The following is a 17,696-nucleotide window of genomic DNA, read 5'->3' as shown; positions in this document are numbered from 1 at the left end:
TACTTGCCATCCTCGCGATATTTATGCATCATAAGTTATTGAATGCTATGGATTGGCTCTTATGTTGACTTTAACGGATTTATCCTACGCTAAACTCAAAACCTATCAGCGATTACATCGTGATCATTTCCCTGAAAATTTAGCGTTGCGGGTGCATCGGGCGCTGAGTTGGCTAGCCCGCGCCGAAGCCGCCAGAGCGGCGCAAGATAGCGACAGTGCCTTTATCTTTTATTGGATCAGCTTTAATGCCGCCTATGCCAATGATTTTGGTCAAGCCGACCGGTTACCGGAGCAAGAACATTTTCAGCAGTTTTTAGCTAAGATCTGCGCTTATGATACCGGTGAACACTTGTATGAGCTGATTTGGCAGCAATTTTCATCCAGTATTCGGCTGTTAATCAGTAATCATTTTGTCTATGCACCGTATTGGGAGTTTCAGCGCGGTCGTATCAGTGAGGCTGAGTGGTTAAAACGTTTTGCGCAGTCTAAAGAGCAAACCCACAACGCCTTAGCCAACAAGAATGTGCCGCTGGCGCTATCGCATATTTTTAATCGTTTATACACCTTACGTAATCAACTTATGCATGGCGGCTCGACGTGGAATAGCCAGGTAAATCGTCAACAAGTGAACGATGCCAGTAATTTACTGAGTAAACTGGTACCGCTGATTATTGGTTTGATGATGAATGCGCCCGATCAATTATGGGGTGAGGCGATTTACCCGGTGATTAACCCGTCTTAGCTTACCACCGGCAACTGTAACCAGTTGGTGGTGTACGCCGGAGACAAATGTTGCCGTTTCATCGCCCAGCTTTGCTTCACGCCTTGGCTGGCAAACCAGATCTTACCTTTACCCGACTGATTATACCGATCGAGCGTTTGCATTAAGCTGGGATCGGCATGATAACTGGCGGTGGGTTCAAATAAGCTGGGTTGATATACGCCCTCATCATAAAAGTCACTTAACATTACGCCGGCTTTGGCATAGCGATAGCCATCGCGCCAGATCTGCTGTAATAAGCGGTTAGCTAAGGGCAGAAAATCACGGGTATCAGCACTAGGCGCGCCCAACGTGGCATTGGCGCTGTTGGCATAATAAGGCTCTTGTGGTTTGCTAAATGGGCTGGTGCGTAAAAATACCGTCAGTTGTCGAGCATGTTGCCGCTCTTTGCGCAGTTTTTGACAGGCCCGTGCCACATACTCGGCAATGGCTTCTTGCAATAATGGCTGCGCGGTAATGCGCTCACCAAAAGAGCGCGAACTAACAATCTCTTTTTTAGTGGGGGGCTGTTCTTCTAACGGGATACACGACTCACCATTCAGCTCGCGTACGGTGCGTTCGACCACCACCGAAAATTGCTGGCGAATAAAGCTGGGATTGGCATCGGCTAACTGTAAAGCGGTGTGGATCCCCAGTGCTTGTAAACGGATCGATAACTGGCGCCCAATGCCCCAGACTTCACCAACAGGTAATAAGGCCAGCAGCTTACGTTGGCGCGTGACGGCGGTGAGGTCAACCACACCCTGGGTTTTTGGCCAAGTTTTTGCGGCATGATTGGCTAATTTGGCTAACGTTTTACTCGGCGCAATACCGACACATACGGAAATGCCTTGCCACTGGGCAATACGCTGCCGAATGATTTGGCCATACTGCGTTAACTCGGTATGCGGTAAGAGGCTCAGATCTAAAAAGGCTTCATCGATACTGTACACCTCAACGGCGGGGGCCATTAATTCTAAGGTGGTCATCACCCGGGCAGACAAGTCGGCATACAATGCATAATTCGATGAAAAGGTGACAATACGGTGCTGTTTAATTAACTCGTTAATTTGAAACAACGGCACGCCCATTTTTATGCCCAGCGCTTTCGCTTCTTTAGAGCGCGCCACGACACAGCCGTCGTTATTCGATAACACCACCACCGGGCGGTGTGCTAAGTCAGGCCGAAACAGTTTTTCACAACTGGCATAAAAGTTATTGCAATCGACCAGCGCAAAACAAGATGCTTTCATTTACGATTAAACCGACGAATGGCATTGGTTACCACGCCAAAGATCTGTAACTCATCGGCGTTTTTAATGTGCACTGGCTGGTAGCGTGGATTCTCTGGCAGCAGCATCAAATTCATTTTGCAGCTTAAACGCTTCACGGTAAATTCGCCGTTGATTGAGGCCACCACTATGTCTCCGTGTTCGGCGGTCAGCGCGCGATCAACCACCAAAACATCATCTTCAAAAATGCCCGCTTCAATCATCGAATCACCCGATACGCGCACAAAAAATGTGGCGGTGGGGTGATGAATACACAACTGGTTTAAATCGATACTTTGCTCGATATAATCTTGCGCGGGTGAAGGGAAGCCCGCAGGCACCTTGCTGCTAAAGAAAGGCAACCGAATGGGTGCGCCGGCTTGCGCCTGACCGAGAAACTGAACAGACATGGCATTACCTCGAATACTGTTTATCTATACAGTGTAGTATGCCTTGCTTCAGGTTGCACAACAAGTGCTAACTTATGCCCGAGAAGCAACCAAAAAGCGCTTGGCTGCGTATAGCCTACTATACAGATTGCAAGAGTAAGGTACTTATGTCGGCAGGTAGTTCAAAGGTGCCCGCGCACCGCATATCCCGTTTTGGTAGTTTAGCCTCACTGGCCGGTCGCGTGGCCGGTGGCATGCTGGCTGAAGGGGCACGACAATTAGCCAAAGGCCAAGTGCCGTCTAAAAAAGACTTGTTACTTACCCCAGGCAATGCCAAACGCGTCGCCGATCAATTGGCGCATTTGCGCGGTGCGGCGATGAAAGTCGGTCAGTTATTGTCGATGGACAGCGGTGATATGCTGCCACCGGCCTTAGCTGAGATCTTAGCGCGCTTGCGTGCCAGCGGTAACCCCATGCCCGTTAAGCAGTTAGCACAGGTGTTACGCAACGAATGGGGTGAGCAATGGCAGCGTCATTTCAGTGATTTTACCTTTACGCCTTTAGCCGCCGCCTCGATAGGTCAGGTGCATCAGGCTTATCATGACAATGGCCAGCGCCTTGCGGTAAAAATTCAATATCCGGGGATTAAAGCCAGTATCGACAGCGATGTTGATAACGTGGCGACCTTATTACGCATTAGCGGGCTGGTGCCCAAAAGTGTCGATTATCGTGGGCTCTTAACCGAAGCAAAAGCACAATTACACAGCGAAGCCGATTACTTGCAAGAAGCCACCTACTTGCGTCAGTATCGCCAAGCCTTGGGGCACAGCCCACACTTTGTGGTACCCGAAGTGTTCTCAGAATTAACCACCGAAAACATTTTGGTAATGAGTTTTGTGGAAGGCAGTGCGTTAGAGGCATTAAGCAGCCATGATCAAGCCGAGCGCGATCGGGTGATGGGCTTGTTGTTTGAACTGCTGTTTCGTGAATTATTTGAATTTAAATTGGTGCAAACCGATCCGAACTTTGCCAATTATTTATACAACACGAAAACCCAACAGCTGGTGTTGTTAGATTTTGGCGCTTGTAGGCATTACAGCAGCCGCTTTAGTAACGGTTATCGTCAATTATTTGCTGCGGCCTTAACAGAAGATCACGCGGCGATGGCCGCTGCGTTAACGCAGATTGGCTTTTTTAGCCAACAAATTTTACCCGCACAAAAACAAGCGGTACTTGCTTTAGTGAATTTAGCGGCCGAGCCTTTAAAGCACGATAGCGCCTTTGATTTTGGGCAAACGGATTTAGCGCTGAGAATCCGTGAAGCGGGCACCGCCTTAAGTATGCAGCAAGATTACTGGCATACACCGCCGGCAGATGCGATATTTTTACATCGTAAAATAGGCGGTTTGTATTTGTTGGCGGCGCGGCTAAAAGCGCGCGTTAATGTACGGGCTTTATTAGCCCCGTATTTAAGCAACGAGGCTTAAAAACAACGCGCTTAACGTACTAGATGCCATTGTGTTTGCCGACCGGCTAAATAGATCACGCGCCGACCATCGAAATAGGCGCTTTGTTCTAGCTTGACCTGCAACAGTTGGTTTTGCCACTCGGGTACCGCTTTTTTGATGTTACCTTCAATGGCATAAGCGGTATTACTGTAAAGTGGCCAATCGCCATGGATCTCGGTAGGGCCTTGATTATCCCACATACCAATAGTCGGGCCTGGGGCATGGCCGGTAAAGCCAATCGGGTGGGTGTAAGTGCTGCTGATGATACCTGCTGCTTGGCTTTTTTGTTGTACGGCGGCTAACACCTGATTACCGGTACGACCCACCACAAATTGCTCAGTTAACAGATCTTGCCAACGATTACCGGTGGCCAAAGCGGCACGAATACCGGCTGGCGCTTGCTCCTCATCGGCTTTAAGCACATAAGCCATCTCTTGGGTATCAGTACATAGGGTTAGATAACAAATGCCAACATCGGTATGCAAAATATCACCGCGTTGGATCACGCCACTTTGACCACAATTTGCAGCATCAGCCGCACAAGCAGTGCCGGCACGTTGTAAGCTGACATAGGGCATAAACCACACCGGCAGTTGCAACTGAGCAAAACGTTCACGGATATACCATGCCACATCATCGGTATGGGTTACACCGGGGGTAATTACCTTACTGCTAAAGGCTTCGGCAATCACACCGCGAGCAAGGCTAACACTGTGTGGATAGACGCTCAGCTCGGCTGCTGTGCGCTGTTCAAACCAACGTACCACCAGCTTTTCAGCGGAGATTAAACGCGATTGATACGCTGGCGGCAGCACGGCTTGTAAACGGCTATGTAAAGCTGACGATAAACCATCGGCGACCGGCCAATCTTTAGACACATTAATGCCGATACGCTTCGGGTTTTTACTGACAATTAACTCTCCCAAGGCCTGCCATTGTTCATCTAAACTGCCGCCTTGCCAGGCTGAGTTGTAAGGTGCACCTAACGGGTAACGATTCACCGTGAGTTTTTCGATAGTACCGTCGGCTAAACGATGAAACACCAGCATAGTGGTGCGTCGAGCAGCAAAAGTGGGTTGTGGCACTAAGGTGAAATACACCGGATCTTCAGCGTTTTCTCGGTTAATCACTAACCACATATCCAAATCTTGCTCGGCCATTAAGGCGGGTAAAAGCTTATCTATACGCTCACTGAGTAGCGCATTTTCAGGTGCAATACGCTGGCGTGGGCTAAGTACCGCAAAGTCAGCAGCGCTATTCAGCACCCGGCCTTGGCTGGCCGGCGTGGCGGCTGTTAGCGTAGTGCTTAAAACAACACTGCCAAGCAAGGCAGTGACTAACGCAGAACGAACCAAATAAGAAGAGACAGACATCATAAGATGATCCTTTTTTCAGCTGAGTGTTGGCACAAAGCAGGTTAAAGCACGTAAGGTATGCGCTTATCCTAACTGAAAACGTCAACAAGCCCTAGAATGAGTTATCTCAGAAATAGCGGGGCTCATCGCGAAATAAACAAAAGGAGTATTTATGCAAACAACGCCAACAGAGCATAGCACAACCTATGTGGGCATTGATGGCTGCAAAAGCGGTTGGTTTGTAGCGATATTGCAGGGCGAGCAGCTTCGTTTTCAGCTGTGTCAGACCTTAGCTGAAGTGGATGCCCGTTTGCCTCGGCACAGTATTGTGTTTATTGATATGCCCATTGGCTTTATTGAACCCGGTGAAGCGCAGCGCCAATGCGATCGCTTAGCCCGACAGGCTTTACCCGGACGGCGCGGTAGCGTTTTTCCGGTGCCTTGTCGTCAGGCGGTGTATGCGGATGATTATTCTACCGCCTGTGGCATTAATGCGGCTGAGATCGGTAAACGTTTTCCCATTCAAACCTGGCACATAGTGCCGAAAATGCGTGAAGTTCATCAATTATTGCAAATGCAACCAGGCTGTCATGGCCGCTATTACGAATCGCATCCGGAATTGGTGTTTGCCGGCTTTGCTCAAGCGCCGATGGCAGAATTGAAAAGCACTGTCGCTGGGCAACAAGCACGCTTAGCGGTGATCGCGGCACAAGTACCGCACTGGCTGCCCGTTATTGAGCAGGCATTAAGCGAAACCTTAAAAAAACACGCGAAACCTGATGATATTATCGATGCGTTTGTCTTGTTACTGGCGGCGAGTCAGCCTAAACACTGGCAATTTCTGCCGGCAGTGGCCGATCCTGACAGTGAAGGGCTGAATCGACAAATTGTTTATGCACCTTGGCTAAATTAATTCATAGATTTAACGATGTGGTAAAAAGAAAGCGGAAAAACTATGCTATCGTTAGAAGAGAATAAATAACGCTTTGCCAAATGAGCAGAATGCGTGCAAGCAGGGGTTGCAGTAATGAGTAATGTTTTAAATTCAGTTAATCAGCGTACTAACTTAGCTGGGCAAAACCGCTTTGAGTTACTGCTATTTCGGTTAAACGGTAAGCAGTTATTTGGTATAAACGTATTTAAAGTACGCGAAGTGATCCAAGCTCCCGAATTATCAGAAATGCCCGGCTCACATGCTTGTGTTAAAGGCATTGCTCAGCTGCGGGGGGATTCCGTTATTGTGGTGGATTTATCCCAAGCCACAACCGGTGTGCCGATTGCCGATATGTCTAAAGCCTTTGTTATCGTGACTGAGTACAACCGCCATGTACAAGGGTTTCTCGTGTCGGGTGTGGATCGGATCGTTAATCTAAACTGGGATCAAATTAAACCGCCACCACAAGGTGCAGGCCGGGGTCATTACCTGACGGCGGTGACTGAAATAGAAAAGCAGTTAATTCAAATTATTGATGTTGAAAAAGTCTTTTCTGAAATCATTCCAATGGAAGAAGAGGTCAGCGAGCAAGTTAAAGCGCAGTCACATAAACTAGACCTGAGCAAAATCGTGGTACTGGTAGCCGACGATTCGGCGGTAGCGCGTAACCAAGTAAAACGGGCGTTAAATAGCGTGAATATTCATGCAGAATTAGTTAAAGATGGCCAAGAAGCGCTCGATTGGTTACATAAGCGAGCGGAAAGTGCTGGGGCGAATTTGATTCACGAAGTACCGTTATTGATTTCGGATATCGAAATGCCTCGGATGGACGGTTATACCTTAGCCGCCGAAATTAAAGCCGATGCCAAGCTAAAAGACATCCACATTATTCTTCACTCGTCACTGAGCGGTGTGTTCAACGAAGCTATGGTAAAAAAAGTTGGGGCAGAGCAATTTATTGCTAAATTCCACCCCGATGAATTGCTCTCTGCCGTCAATTATTGGTTAGAGCAATCATCTTAAGCTTTGTTGCACTACAGCACGTTAAAAGTAGAGTACCCGTGTGATACCCAGCAGTTTAGCGTTGCCGCTAAGAGGCTTAGCGTTTTGGTATTAAGGATCACTGGCCAGTTAACGTGCTTCATTTGTCTCCAGCATACTGGCCTGTTGTTGTAATAAAGCAAACAACGCTTTTGCTGTCATCGGTTTATAAAACAAAAAACCTTGAATGAAATCACACTCTAAGCTTTTACAAAACTGCAGCATCTCATCGGTTTCAACGCCTTCTGCCGTAATTTGCATATCTAAAGTTTTAGCGATTTGGGCAATGGCCTGTGTTACCGAGCGATCACGTTTTGAGGTTAAAACGTTTTGAATAAAAGACTTATCAATTTTAAGCTTATGAAATTCAAATTGGCTTAAGGTTTTTAATGACGAAAAACCGGTACCAAAATCATCAATAGCAAAACGACATTGAGCCGCAATTAATTGTTGCAAGGTTTCAGCGTGACGCTCGTCATTATCTAGCATCAAGCTTTCGGTCACTTCCAGCTCTAAGTCAGCGCTGGTGAGATCATAACGTTCAAGTAACGCCATAAAAGTTGCGTAGAACTGATAATGTTCAATCAGTTGTACTGCAGACACATTAACACAAGCATATAACGGCAAGGCTAATTGGCGCCATTGAGCGACCTGTTGGCACACTTGCTCTAGCACCCAGTTACCGAGTTTAACGATCTGGCCACTTTGTTCGGCAATTGGAATAAACTCTGCTGGAGAGATCCAACCTAAGGCGGGGTTGTGCCAGCGCAATAAGGCTTCAGCGCAGACGATCTGGCCACTATGACTATCGACAATCGGTTGAAAATACACCGCCAGTTCATTATTGCTAATGGCACTACGCATCGCGACTTCGATTTGTGACGAGCGCAGCACACCATGTTTCAACTGTTCATTAAAAACCACATAGCTGTTTTTCCCAGAAGCCTTGGCGTGGTGTACCGCGCTATCCGCATCGCGTAACAATTGAATGGCATCGCTAGCACCGGCGCTTAAAGACACCCCGATACAAACCGAGGTTAAAATGGATTTATCAGTAAAATCAAATTCATGACTGAACAACTGTTGAATACTTTCAATGTAATCGTCCACAATATACCGCTCAGTAATACCCTTGAACAGCACAATAAATTTGTCGCCAGACAAGCGGCCGATTAAGTGGGCGTGGGGTAATCCAGTGGTTAAACGCGCGGCAATGTCTTTTAATAATTGATCGCCAATATTGTAGCCGTGAGCATCGTTAATAGCATGAAAGTTATCAATATCAAGTACTAATACCGCGATATGAGACGCGGTTGCAGTTTGTGTTGTAAGCTGTGTTTCTAATTGTGTAAGCACATACTCTTTATTCACTAAACCGGTTAAGCGGTCATGACTATTGTTGTACGATAACTGTTCAAGAGAGTTGCGTTCTGCAGTGATATCATGCCGATAAATCACGATATAACACAAATTATCTTGCTCATCACAAATGGCAGACATGGATACTTGCTCCCATGTTGTTGCATAACCATGTTGTTGCGTTTTGTAATCAAACTGCCACTGCTTTTGCTTTTTTAAAGCTGATAAAATAGTGGTTTTATTGTGTTCGCCTATTTGTTGTTCGTCTAACAGAGGATCATAGTGATTGAGCTTAAGAGATTGCGCAGCATTAACGTTGTTTTTAGCATGATGATTAGCATAACAAACCCGCCCATGCTGATCGGTGATCACCACAGATAACGCAATATCATCGACAATTTTGGCAATCAAGCCCACGGGCATAGCCTGGGTAACCCCAACGCCATCATACTCAAGGCAATGGCTTTGTTTGCTACAAATTAAGGGGTGATCGCTAAGTTGGAATAACATGGCCTACCTCTTAACAACGTTAATTGTTTTAAGACAATTAACAATAATTTGTTGGCTTCAAAAGGTTTTCTAAGTACTTCGCTGACACCGAGTTGCCTGGCTTGTTGTTCAACCTGCTTATCAACACTGCCACTGAGCAAAATAACCGGCAATGTGTTATCCGAGTACTCTTTTCGGATCGTACTGAGTAATTCTAACCCGGTCATATTCGGCATCAGTAAATCGGTTATCACCAAATCAATATGTTGCAGCTGCAGCACGTTAAGCGCTTCAATGCCGTCGTTGGCTGTTACCGTTTGGCAATTGAGCGTACTAATTAACGTGCTTAACGAATCACGCATCGTTTTAGAATCATCAACAATTAACACACACTCATTGTTAATCATGCCGTTAGGTAACATTGCCATGTCGATTATCCTTTTCGAGGGAGTACGTTTAAATGGTAGTTGGCTAATACCTCAGTTTGTTTTCATTAATATTTCAGTGTTGCGTCAAAAAACAGAAAATAAACCACAAAAGTTTATTTCTTAATTATTTCAATAATATTTCATTTTATGTCTTCTGCATGTGTTGCCAGTGATTTTAACAAGGCAAGAGAACTCGCGCCTGATAGCATGCTCGGCACAAAGTCACCATGACCCGAAAAACGTAACATGCGTTCCCGATTGAATTTACTTTGGCCAACATAGGCCATATCCCAACCCGAAAAATCACGCTCAGCGATCTCGCGATGAGACGTAATATAAATGGCATTGTGTCGGGGATCTTTAGCGATCACTGATAGGGTTTCACACACCTCAGAACGCAGGCCCTCTAGGGCTTGTAGGAAATATTGACCATTAAAAGCTAAGATGCCAGACAATTGTTTATTAGCGTTATTTTTGCGTGATGACAGCAGAATTTGCTCAATATCTTTTGCAGTTAATGACGCATTAACCTCACTGTAATAAATGGTTTGAACGAGAAACATATAAACTCCTATTGCGCATTGAAAGAGCGGTTTGCTCTTCACTAACGCTAGCTTATGAATGATGTTTCATCGAATTTTCATGTTAGAAATTATTTCAATATTTCAGAAATAAACCAGTTAACCTACCAATTGTAGACTACAGTTAATAAGAGTTTGTTAAAGAACTTCCCATTATCCAAGAAGGAAGCTGCGTGAATATTTCAAACTGGTTCAAAAGTGTAGAGGGAAAAATTTCACTGGTCAGCGTGCTGATAAGTGCAGGATTATTATTGGCTCATTTCAACATTAGTGCCGCGATAGTGGCGATGTTAGGGTGTTTAGGGAGTAGTTTCTATTCTGCGCGTTCGCTAAGTTCAGACAATAATAGCGAATTACAGCAAGCCAAACAAAATCTTGCCAGCGAGCAACAAAAGCAGCAGCAAATGCTGGCGCAATTATCCAGCGAACTCACCCCGCCATTACAAGAAAGTGCATTAAGTTTGCAGCAAGTGTTATCCACTCAACAAGATGCGGTTGAAACATTAACCACCGCATTTTCGCAATTCTCTTCATTATCAGAGCAACAGCAACAGGTCATCGAAGATTTAGTCACCTTTGGCGCTAATCACGAAAAATCTTATATAGAAAAGATCCATGATTTTGCCCTTGATATTGGCAGTACTTTTGATGTGTTTGCTGAAGTGGCTGATTTTACGGCTAGTTCAACCGCAGCACTGACCGAAAAAGTCAGCGATATTTCCGCACATATGCCGCAAGTGCTGCGCGCCTTGCAAGACATCGACCAAATTGCATCACAAACCAATTTGCTGGCGCTGAATGCCGCGATTGAAGCGGCAAGAGCGGGAGATGCTGGGCGCGGCTTTGCGGTGGTTGCCGATGAAGTTCGGGCGTTATCAAGCCGTTCTGCTGCTTTTAGCGAGTCAATTCAAGGGCAGCTGAAATCGATCACCAAACAAATTCAAGTGATCAATGAATCGGTACAAACCATGGCTAATCAAGATTTGTCTTTTGTACCGAAAGCGAAAAAAGATGTGCGTAAGGTACTGGATGAAATCCTAGAAAAATCCAGTAAAGACGAAAAGAATGTGGCCCAGCTAGCGACACTGGCCGCAGAGTTACAACTGGCGATTAACGAAGCCATTCGCGGTTTGCAATTTGGTGATATTAACGGCCAACACATTACCTATATTATTGAAATATTAGGTTTTATATCAGAGCACTTTAAATTCAACGACAGTGAGCATCTTCAAAGTGTCTTGACAGAATGCCAGCATTACTTTGCCGACGTCCGTGAGAAACGCAAGAGTATTTACAATCCCGTTTCTGCCACGTCAATGGACAGTGGCTCGATTGACTTGTTTTAACCTATGGCGCAACGCCAGTATAAATAGCATGAGGTTTGCTGCAGATGAGTAAAGCGATTTTAATTGTGGACGATTCAGCGTCAATCAGACAAATGGTTGAAACGACGCTTAAATCAAAAGGCTATAACACGACACTGGCTAAAGACGGTCAAGATGCGTTAGAGCAATGCCAGGTCAAACGTTTTGATTTTGTATTAACCGATCAAAACATGCCGCGTATGGATGGCCTGACGTTAATTTCGTCGTTACGTAAATTAGCGGCCTACCGCACGGTGCCATTGATCATGTTAACCACCGAGGCCAGTGATGAAATGAAAGCAAAAGGGCGTGCTGCCGGAGCGACCGGTTGGATGGTTAAACCCTTCGATCCGGCTAAATTGCTAGAAGTGGTTGCCAAAGTATTGGCTTAACACAGGAGTTGTCATGAGTGTGGATATGAGTCAATTTCATCAAGTGTTTTTTGACGAGAGTCAGGAACATTTAGATGAAATGGAACAATTATTAATGGCAATCGATATCACGGCAGTGGATGACGAGCAATTAAACTCGATTTTCCGTGCAGCACACTCTATTAAAGGCGGCAGTGGTATTTTCGGTTTTGATCATCTGGCGCAAGTCACCCACATTATGGAGAGCTTACTTGATTTAGCGCGTAAACATTTATTACAACTAGACCGCGAGTTAGTGGATGAATTCTTAATTACCAGTGATGTGTTAAAAGCCATCTTGGCGGCATACCGCTCTGATGCGCCGCAAGATACCGCATTAATTTCACAAACCAAATTGAAGTTACAAAGCTTATTAGATAAACATGATAGCGTTATTGCGAAACAAGAAGCGGAACAGGGCTTTGGTTTATTTGAGCAAGCTGCCAACAACAAAGCAGATGAGGATTTTGGTTTTTTCACCGATGTTCCAAGCAAACCTGCGGATGAAGAGGACAGTTTCGGCTTTTTCGATAGCCCTGCACCACTGAACGTTTCGCAGGATGACGGCTTTGGTTTATTTGAGCCCGTCACTGACAATAGCCCCGTACCAACCACCGATGTTAATCCAAAAACGCCCGATATTGAACCGATGAACAAAGCTCGGCCTCCTACTGCTGCAGCAAAATCCGTGGAAAGTGCCACCATTCGGGTTGATACCGGCAAGGTGGATAACTTGGTGAATATGGTCGGTGAGTTGGTGATTACCCAATCAATGTTGTCTTTGGTTGGGGCGCAGCTAGAAGGGCCGCTGGCAGAAAAGTTGCAATCGGCATTATTAGAATTAGATCGAAATACCCGCGAGATCCAAGATGCGGTGATGTCGATCCGGATGTTGCCGATCTCCTTTGTATTTAACCGATTTCCTCGCTTAGTGCGTGATTTATCCACCAAGTTAGGTAAAGAAATTGATTTATTGATTGAGGGTGGTAATACGGAAATTGATAAAAGCCTGATTGAAAAACTGGCCGATCCGCTTACCCACTTAGTGCGCAACAGCATCGATCACGGTGTTGAACTGCCTTCAAAACGGCTGGCGGCGGGCAAAAATCCAAGCGGTCGTGTGATTTTAAAAGCGCAGCATCGTGGCGGTAATATTCAAATCAGTATTATTGATGATGGCGCAGGCTTAAATCGCGAACGAATTTTACAAAAAGCGGCAGATAACCACATTGAGATCCCTGCAAATCCGACGGATCAAGATATCTGGCAGTTGGTGTTTGCCCCAGGTTTTTCCACTGCCGAAGCCGTAACGGATGTCTCTGGACGTGGTGTCGGTATGGATGTGGTGAAACGTAATATTACCGATCTAGGCGGCAGTGTCGAAATTGACTCGCGCGATGGCCTTGGTGCCAGTTTTCATATCTATTTACCGCTGACCCTAGCGATCCTAGATGGTATGGGGGTGTCGGTCGGGGGGAGTGTCTTTATTATTCCGCTAGTGAATATTATCGAATCGATTCAACCCAAACCCGAGCAAATTAAAACGGTGCAAGGCAGTGCGTTATTAAAAGTACGCGGGGAGTATTGGCCGCTGTTAAATTTATATGAAGTGATGGGGGTGCAACCACATTTCACGACTCCAGCAGAAGGCATCATTGTGTTGGTTGAAAGTAATCAACATCGGTTTGGTCTATTTGTCGATGCACTAGAAGGGCAGCAACAAGCCGTTATTAAAAGCTTAGAAAAACACTACAAAAAGGTCAATGGCTTAGCCGGAGCCACGATCATGGGCGACGGCAGTGTCGCGCTTATCTTAGATATCGAGTCATTGGCTCGGTTAGTTAGCCACACCAGTGCTAAGGAAATGGTATGAATCACGCGACAAAAGACAATGCCAAAGGCGTGAACTCAGATTCAGAAATGTTTGAGTTTCTTAGCTTTGTGCTCGGTAACGAACACTATGCGCTCGATATTATGAAGGTGAAAGAAATTCGTGGTTACGAGGCCGTGACCAAAATTGCCAATGCCCCCCCTTATATTAAAGGGGTGTTGAATTTACGTGGCGATGTGGTGCCGATCGTCGATTTGCGCATCAAATTTGCCATCGGTGAAGCGAAATACGATGAGTTTACCATTGTCATTATGCTGAATGTATTAGGGCGTATTGTCGGCATCGTGGTGGATGCCGTGTCTGACGTCGTGCGTTTAGCCGCTACCGAAATCATGCCACCACCGGAGTTTGGTGTCGCCTTCGACAGTAAGTACCTGCAAGGTCTGGCGACTGTTGAAGAGCGGATGCTTATTTTAGTCAATATTGAAGCGTTAATCGGCAGTGATGAGCTTGGCCTGGTTGATGCTAACTCTACAACGTCACAGGGGTAACTGCATGAAATATTTAAATTGGTTTAACAATAATACTGAGTTAACCGCTGAACGTGATCGTTATTATCAAACGCTGGAAAATAGCGCTAATGCTTTTATGATTGCCGATAACGATCTGAATATTATTTACGTTAATAAATCGGTGGTGTCATTATTAACCGATGCTGAGGCCGATATTCGCAAAGAGCTACCGCAGTTTTCTGTGAAAAATTTAGTGGGTACCAATATTGATAACTTTCATAAAAACCCCGCGCATCAGCGTAATATGTTATCGCGTTTATCACAAACCCATACTTCGCAAATTAAAATTGGTCGCCGCACCTTTAAATTGTTTTTAAGCCCGATCATCGATAATCAAAATCGTCACTTAGGTACCTCAGTAGAATGGATTGATTTTACCCAAACGCTGATTAATGAGGTAAATGCTAAGCGTATGATGACTGCGCTGCATGGCACCACCACCAATATTATGATTGCCGATGCCGAACGTAAAATTATTTATATGAACACCTCGGTTGAAGCGATGTTGCGCCGGCAAGAAAGTGAATTACGTAAAGCCTTACCGCATTTTGCTGTAGATAAAGTGATCGGCAGCTCTATTGATATCTTTCATAAAAACCCCGCTCACCAAATGAATTTACTGGATAAATTAACCGGTACGCATGAAGCACAAATTAAAGTTGGGCGTTTGCATTTTAAATTAGTTGCTAATCCTATTTTTGATGGCGAAACGCGTTTAGGAACCAGCGTCGAATGGTTAGATCGTACAGCCGAAGTTGAAGCGGAAATTGAAGTTTCGTCCTTAGTGGAAGCTGCAGGTAAAGGTAATTTTACTAAACGTATTGTTGTTGAAGGTAAAGAGGGCTTTATTTTAAGTTTAGCCGAGCGCTTAAATGCTTTGATGGAGGTGTCGGGTACCAGCTTACAAGAACTGGCGGACATGTTAAATGCATTAGCCGATGGTGATTTAACCAATCGTATCGAAACCGATTACAGTGGTACTTTCGGTGAGTTAAAAGACTTCTCTAACAGTACGGCTGAAAAGCTTTCGCAGATGATCAGTGAGATTGCTGAAGCTGCCGATACGATTAAAACAGCCAGTGAAGAAATAGCTACCGGCAATGCTGACTTGTCGAGCCGTACCGAAGAGCAGGCTGCCAGTTTAGAACAAACCGCATCCAGTATTGAACAGTTAAATAGCACGGTACGGTTAAACTCAGAAAACGCCAATCAAGCCAGTACCTTGGCTTCGAGTGCAACCAAGGTAGCCTCTGAGGGTGGCGATCTGATTGATCAAGTCACTAAAACCATGGCGCAAATCAAAGAATCGTCAGAGAAAATAGCCGATATTATCGGCGTGATTGATGGCATTGCTTTTCAAACTAATATTTTGGCATTGAACGCGGCGGTAGAAGCCGCAAGAGCCGGCGAGCAAGGCCGAGGTTTTGCCGTGGTGGCCTCTGAGGTGAGAACCTTAGCGCAGCGTTCGGCCAATGCGGCCAAAGACATTAAAGGTTTAATATCCGACTCTGTCAGTAAAATTGCTAATGGTAATGCGCTGGTCGATAAATCCGGTGCCACCATGAAAGAAATTGTGGTGTCGATCAAGCGGGTGAACGACATTATGTCAGAAATTGCTGCCGCATCAGCAGAGCAAGCGGCCGGAATTGATGAAGTCAGTAAGGCCGTTTCGCAAATGGATGAAGTAACACAGCAAAATGCCGCTTTAGTAGAAGAAGCTGCGGCAGCTGCTGAGAGCATGAGCTCACAAGCCTCGCAATTAAGCTTAAATGTGGCGTCATTTAAAATTTTAGGCGCGCCTGAGCCCAGAGCCATTGGTTTAACAGCAAAGGCGGCACCGAAAAAACAGCTGGCAGCACCTTTAAAAAAAGCGACTAAGTCGCCGGTAAAAGTGGCAAAATCGGAGCCGAAAGCGTTAAAAGCTAAGCCGTCGGATGAAGATGAATGGAATGAATTTTAACTATGGTTAATGAGGCAAGGGAATTTAGTTTTGACGCGGCAGATTTTGAAGCTATTCGTCGCACCTTGTATCAGCTGGCTGGCATTAAGTTAAGCGACTCAAAACAACCCATGGTGTATAGCCGTTTGAGTCGCCGCTTACGGGCCTTAAAAATGGCCTCATTTCGCAGTTACTTGCGTTATTTAGCCGAGCACAAGGCCGAAACTGAAAACTTTATTAATGCCTTAACGACCAATTTAACGGCGTTTTTTCGTGAGCCGCATCATTTTGATATGTTAGAGCAGTACCTAAGACGGCACCCTGAAGTGAAAAACATTTGGTGTGCCGCCAGCAGTACCGGTGAAGAACCTTATTCTATTGCTATGACAGTGGCAAAAGTGAAGCAACGATTTAATACGGGGATAAGCATTATCGCCTCCGACATCGATAGTAAAGTGCTAGCTCAGGCCAAAACGGCTATTTACACCGAGGATAAAGTTGAGCGCGTGCCATTAGAGTACAAAAAGCAATTTTTTCAACGGGGCAGTGGCAGTAATGCGGGCTTAGTCAGGGTAGTACCCGAGCTAGCGAAAACGGTACTGTTTCGGCAAATTAATTTATTAGACAAACAATGGCCAGTACGAGGACCTCTCGACATTATTTTTTGCCGTAATGTAATGATTTATTTTGATAAACCTACCCAAGAGCAGTTATTGGCTCGGATGATTTCGTTATTGTCACCCACTGGATTGTACTTTGCTGGGCATTCAGAAAATTTTAGTCATTTAAAGGATTTGGTGCATCCTGTGGGCAAAACCACCTATCGTGCTGCACAGGAAACCATGGCATGACGTCGCAACGCGAAGAATTAGTTGATGGCATTAACAGTTATTTTGACACGCAGTTTAAGCGCGAGGCGGTAAAAATACTGCCAGGTGAGTACTTTGCTACACGCAAAGATCCCGTGATTGTGACGGTATTAGGTTCTTGCGTGGCGGCATGCTTACGCGATCCGGTGGCAAGAGTGTCGGGGATGAATCATTTTTTATTACCAACCGATACTAATATTAGCGCACAAGGTATCGCTGATTCAGCGCGTTATGGCAATTTTGCGATGGAGAAGTTAATTAACGAAATGTTGAAGCTAGGTGCGCAGCGTGAAAGGTTACAAGCCAAGGTGTTTGGTGGGGGCAATGTGCTAAAAGGTTTGACCATCAATAATGTGGGGGAACGTAACGCCGAGTTTATTTTAGATTATCTGGCGATTGAAAATATCACGCTGTTAAATGCGGATTTACTCGATTGTTATCCACGCAAAGTTTATTTTTTCCCAGAAAGTGGCAAGGTTTCAGTTAGAAAGATTAAATCATTAAACAACACCACTATTTTGGATCGGGAAAGTTTATATCGCTCGAAGTTACGTGAAATTGTTAGAGCAGGTGATGTTGAGTTATTTGAGGAGTGA

General features: G+C 45.4%; 17 protein-coding genes. 11 read left to right on the top strand and 6 right to left on the bottom strand.

Annotation, left to right across the window (positions count from 1 at the left end):
* Nucleotides 1-61: 61 nt before the first annotated feature.
* Nucleotides 62-742 carry a HEPN domain-containing protein gene (locus tag LMJ53_RS08905; protein ID WP_229585729.1) on the top strand — a complete coding sequence of 227 codons (681 nt, stop codon included), beginning with the start codon at nucleotides 62-64 and terminating at the stop codon, nucleotides 740-742.
* On the opposite strand, the gene umuC is transcribed toward LMJ53_RS08905, so the two are convergent.
* A complete protein-coding gene (umuC, locus tag LMJ53_RS08900; protein WP_229585728.1) occupies nucleotides 739-2,013 on the bottom strand; it encodes a translesion error-prone DNA polymerase V subunit UmuC in 1,275 nt (424 codons plus the stop codon). The genes LMJ53_RS08905 and umuC overlap by 4 nt on opposite strands.
* On the bottom strand, nucleotides 2,010-2,441 hold the full coding sequence (umuD, locus tag LMJ53_RS08895; RefSeq protein ID WP_229585727.1) for a translesion error-prone DNA polymerase V autoproteolytic subunit: 432 nt from the start codon (nucleotides 2,439-2,441) through the stop codon (nucleotides 2,010-2,012). The genes umuC and umuD overlap by 4 nt, the downstream gene beginning before the upstream one ends.
* 146 nt (nucleotides 2,442-2,587) lie before the next feature.
* On the opposite strand from umuD, the gene LMJ53_RS08890 reads away from it, so the two are divergent.
* Nucleotides 2,588-3,907 carry an ABC1 kinase family protein gene (locus LMJ53_RS08890; RefSeq protein WP_229585726.1) on the top strand — a complete coding sequence of 440 codons (1,320 nt, stop codon included), beginning with the start codon at nucleotides 2,588-2,590 and terminating at the stop codon, nucleotides 3,905-3,907.
* An 11-nt stretch (nucleotides 3,908-3,918) separates the two neighbouring features.
* Here the strand turns inward: LMJ53_RS08890 and LMJ53_RS08885 are convergent, their stop codons facing one another.
* Nucleotides 3,919-5,304 carry a M24 family metallopeptidase gene (locus LMJ53_RS08885; RefSeq protein WP_229585725.1) on the bottom strand — a complete coding sequence of 462 codons (1,386 nt, stop codon included), beginning with the start codon at nucleotides 5,302-5,304 and terminating at the stop codon, nucleotides 3,919-3,921.
* A gap of 151 nt (nucleotides 5,305-5,455) precedes the next feature.
* On the opposite strand from LMJ53_RS08885, the gene LMJ53_RS08880 reads away from it, so the two are divergent.
* Together LMJ53_RS08880 and LMJ53_RS08875 are read left to right on the top strand one after the other, a co-directional pair.
* A complete protein-coding gene (locus LMJ53_RS08880) occupies nucleotides 5,456-6,196 on the top strand; it encodes a DUF429 domain-containing protein (protein WP_229585724.1) in 741 nt (246 codons plus the stop codon).
* 114 nt (nucleotides 6,197-6,310) lie between these two features.
* Nucleotides 6,311-7,240 carry a chemotaxis protein gene (locus LMJ53_RS08875; RefSeq protein WP_229585723.1) on the top strand — a complete coding sequence of 310 codons (930 nt, stop codon included), beginning with the start codon at nucleotides 6,311-6,313 and terminating at the stop codon, nucleotides 7,238-7,240.
* Between the two features lie 108 nt (nucleotides 7,241-7,348).
* Here LMJ53_RS08875 and LMJ53_RS08870 read toward each other — a convergent pair whose 3' ends face one another.
* The 3 genes from LMJ53_RS08870 to LMJ53_RS08860 form a co-directional block, all read right to left on the bottom strand.
* Entirely contained in the window at nucleotides 7,349-9,127 is a 1,779-nt protein-coding gene (locus LMJ53_RS08870) for a putative bifunctional diguanylate cyclase/phosphodiesterase (RefSeq protein WP_229585722.1), read from the bottom strand.
* Nucleotides 9,097-9,534 (bottom strand): response regulator, encoded by a 438-nt coding sequence (locus tag LMJ53_RS08865; RefSeq protein WP_229585721.1) that lies wholly within the window; start codon nucleotides 9,532-9,534, stop codon nucleotides 9,097-9,099. The genes LMJ53_RS08870 and LMJ53_RS08865 overlap by 31 nt, the downstream gene beginning before the upstream one ends.
* A gap of 140 nt (nucleotides 9,535-9,674) precedes the next feature.
* Complete coding sequence (locus tag LMJ53_RS08860; RefSeq protein WP_229585720.1) at nucleotides 9,675-10,097, bottom strand: BLUF domain-containing protein; 423 nt, start codon at nucleotides 10,095-10,097, stop codon at nucleotides 9,675-9,677.
* A 191-nt stretch (nucleotides 10,098-10,288) separates the two neighbouring features.
* Between LMJ53_RS08860 and LMJ53_RS17080 the strand changes: the two genes are divergently transcribed.
* From LMJ53_RS17080 to cheD, 7 genes are read left to right on the top strand one after another with little or no spacing between them, the layout of a single operon-like run.
* Complete coding sequence (locus LMJ53_RS17080) at nucleotides 10,289-11,461, top strand: methyl-accepting chemotaxis protein (RefSeq protein WP_324295598.1); 1,173 nt, start codon at nucleotides 10,289-10,291, stop codon at nucleotides 11,459-11,461.
* Between the two features lie 44 nt (nucleotides 11,462-11,505).
* Nucleotides 11,506-11,871 (top strand): response regulator, encoded by a 366-nt coding sequence (locus LMJ53_RS08850; protein WP_229585719.1) that lies wholly within the window; start codon nucleotides 11,506-11,508, stop codon nucleotides 11,869-11,871.
* A gap of 13 nt (nucleotides 11,872-11,884) precedes the next feature.
* Entirely contained in the window at nucleotides 11,885-13,762 is a 1,878-nt protein-coding gene (locus tag LMJ53_RS08845) for a chemotaxis protein CheA (protein WP_229585718.1), read from the top strand.
* The gene (locus LMJ53_RS08840; protein WP_229585717.1) at nucleotides 13,759-14,271 is read left to right on the top strand and encodes a chemotaxis protein CheW; all 513 of its coding nucleotides are present in this window, start codon (nucleotides 13,759-13,761) and stop codon (nucleotides 14,269-14,271) included. Before LMJ53_RS08845 ends, LMJ53_RS08840 begins: the two co-directional genes overlap by 4 nt.
* Before the next feature lie 4 nt (nucleotides 14,272-14,275).
* A complete protein-coding gene (locus LMJ53_RS17075) occupies nucleotides 14,276-16,252 on the top strand; it encodes a methyl-accepting chemotaxis protein (RefSeq protein WP_324295597.1) in 1,977 nt (658 codons plus the stop codon).
* A gap of 2 nt (nucleotides 16,253-16,254) precedes the next feature.
* A complete protein-coding gene (locus LMJ53_RS08825) occupies nucleotides 16,255-17,082 on the top strand; it encodes a CheR family methyltransferase (protein ID WP_229585716.1) in 828 nt (275 codons plus the stop codon).
* Nucleotides 17,079-17,696, top strand: a complete 618-nt coding sequence (gene cheD / locus LMJ53_RS08820) for a chemoreceptor glutamine deamidase CheD (protein ID WP_229585715.1) — start codon at nucleotides 17,079-17,081, stop codon at nucleotides 17,694-17,696. Before LMJ53_RS08825 ends, cheD begins: the two co-directional genes overlap by 4 nt.

Source organism: Rheinheimera sp. UJ51, from assembly GCF_020819615.1.
GTDB lineage: Bacteria > Pseudomonadota > Gammaproteobacteria > Enterobacterales > Alteromonadaceae > Alishewanella > Alishewanella maricola.
This window is presented reverse-complemented; position numbering and strand designations above follow the sequence as displayed.

Excerpts from the sequence above, each read along its gene's own strand:
- LMJ53_RS08905 (WP_229585729.1), top strand. The coding sequence starts at position 62 with ATGTTGACTTTAACGGATTTATCCTACGCTAAACTCAAAACCTATCAG.
- umuC (WP_229585728.1), bottom strand. The coding sequence starts at position 2,013 with ATGAAAGCATCTTGTTTTGCGCTGGTCGATTGCAATAACTTTTATGCC.
- umuD (WP_229585727.1), bottom strand. The coding sequence starts at position 2,441 with ATGTCTGTTCAGTTTCTCGGTCAGGCGCAAGCCGGCGCACCCATTCGG.
- LMJ53_RS08890 (WP_229585726.1), top strand. The coding sequence starts at position 2,588 with ATGTCGGCAGGTAGTTCAAAGGTGCCCGCGCACCGCATATCCCGTTTT.
- LMJ53_RS08885 (WP_229585725.1), bottom strand. The coding sequence starts at position 5,304 with ATGATGTCTGTCTCTTCTTATTTGGTTCGTTCTGCGTTAGTCACTGCC.
- LMJ53_RS08880 (WP_229585724.1), top strand. The coding sequence starts at position 5,456 with ATGCAAACAACGCCAACAGAGCATAGCACAACCTATGTGGGCATTGAT.
- LMJ53_RS08875 (WP_229585723.1), top strand. The coding sequence starts at position 6,311 with ATGAGTAATGTTTTAAATTCAGTTAATCAGCGTACTAACTTAGCTGGG.
- LMJ53_RS08870 (WP_229585722.1), bottom strand. The coding sequence starts at position 9,127 with ATGTTATTCCAACTTAGCGATCACCCCTTAATTTGTAGCAAACAAAGC.
- LMJ53_RS08865 (WP_229585721.1), bottom strand. The coding sequence starts at position 9,534 with ATGGCAATGTTACCTAACGGCATGATTAACAATGAGTGTGTGTTAATT.
- LMJ53_RS08860 (WP_229585720.1), bottom strand. The coding sequence starts at position 10,097 with ATGTTTCTCGTTCAAACCATTTATTACAGTGAGGTTAATGCGTCATTA.
- LMJ53_RS08850 (WP_229585719.1), top strand. The coding sequence starts at position 11,506 with ATGAGTAAAGCGATTTTAATTGTGGACGATTCAGCGTCAATCAGACAA.
- LMJ53_RS08845 (WP_229585718.1), top strand. The coding sequence starts at position 11,885 with ATGAGTGTGGATATGAGTCAATTTCATCAAGTGTTTTTTGACGAGAGT.
- LMJ53_RS08840 (WP_229585717.1), top strand. The coding sequence starts at position 13,759 with ATGAATCACGCGACAAAAGACAATGCCAAAGGCGTGAACTCAGATTCA.
- LMJ53_RS17075 (WP_324295597.1), top strand. The coding sequence starts at position 14,276 with ATGAAATATTTAAATTGGTTTAACAATAATACTGAGTTAACCGCTGAA.
- LMJ53_RS08825 (WP_229585716.1), top strand. The coding sequence starts at position 16,255 with ATGGTTAATGAGGCAAGGGAATTTAGTTTTGACGCGGCAGATTTTGAA.
- cheD (WP_229585715.1), top strand. The coding sequence starts at position 17,079 with ATGACGTCGCAACGCGAAGAATTAGTTGATGGCATTAACAGTTATTTT.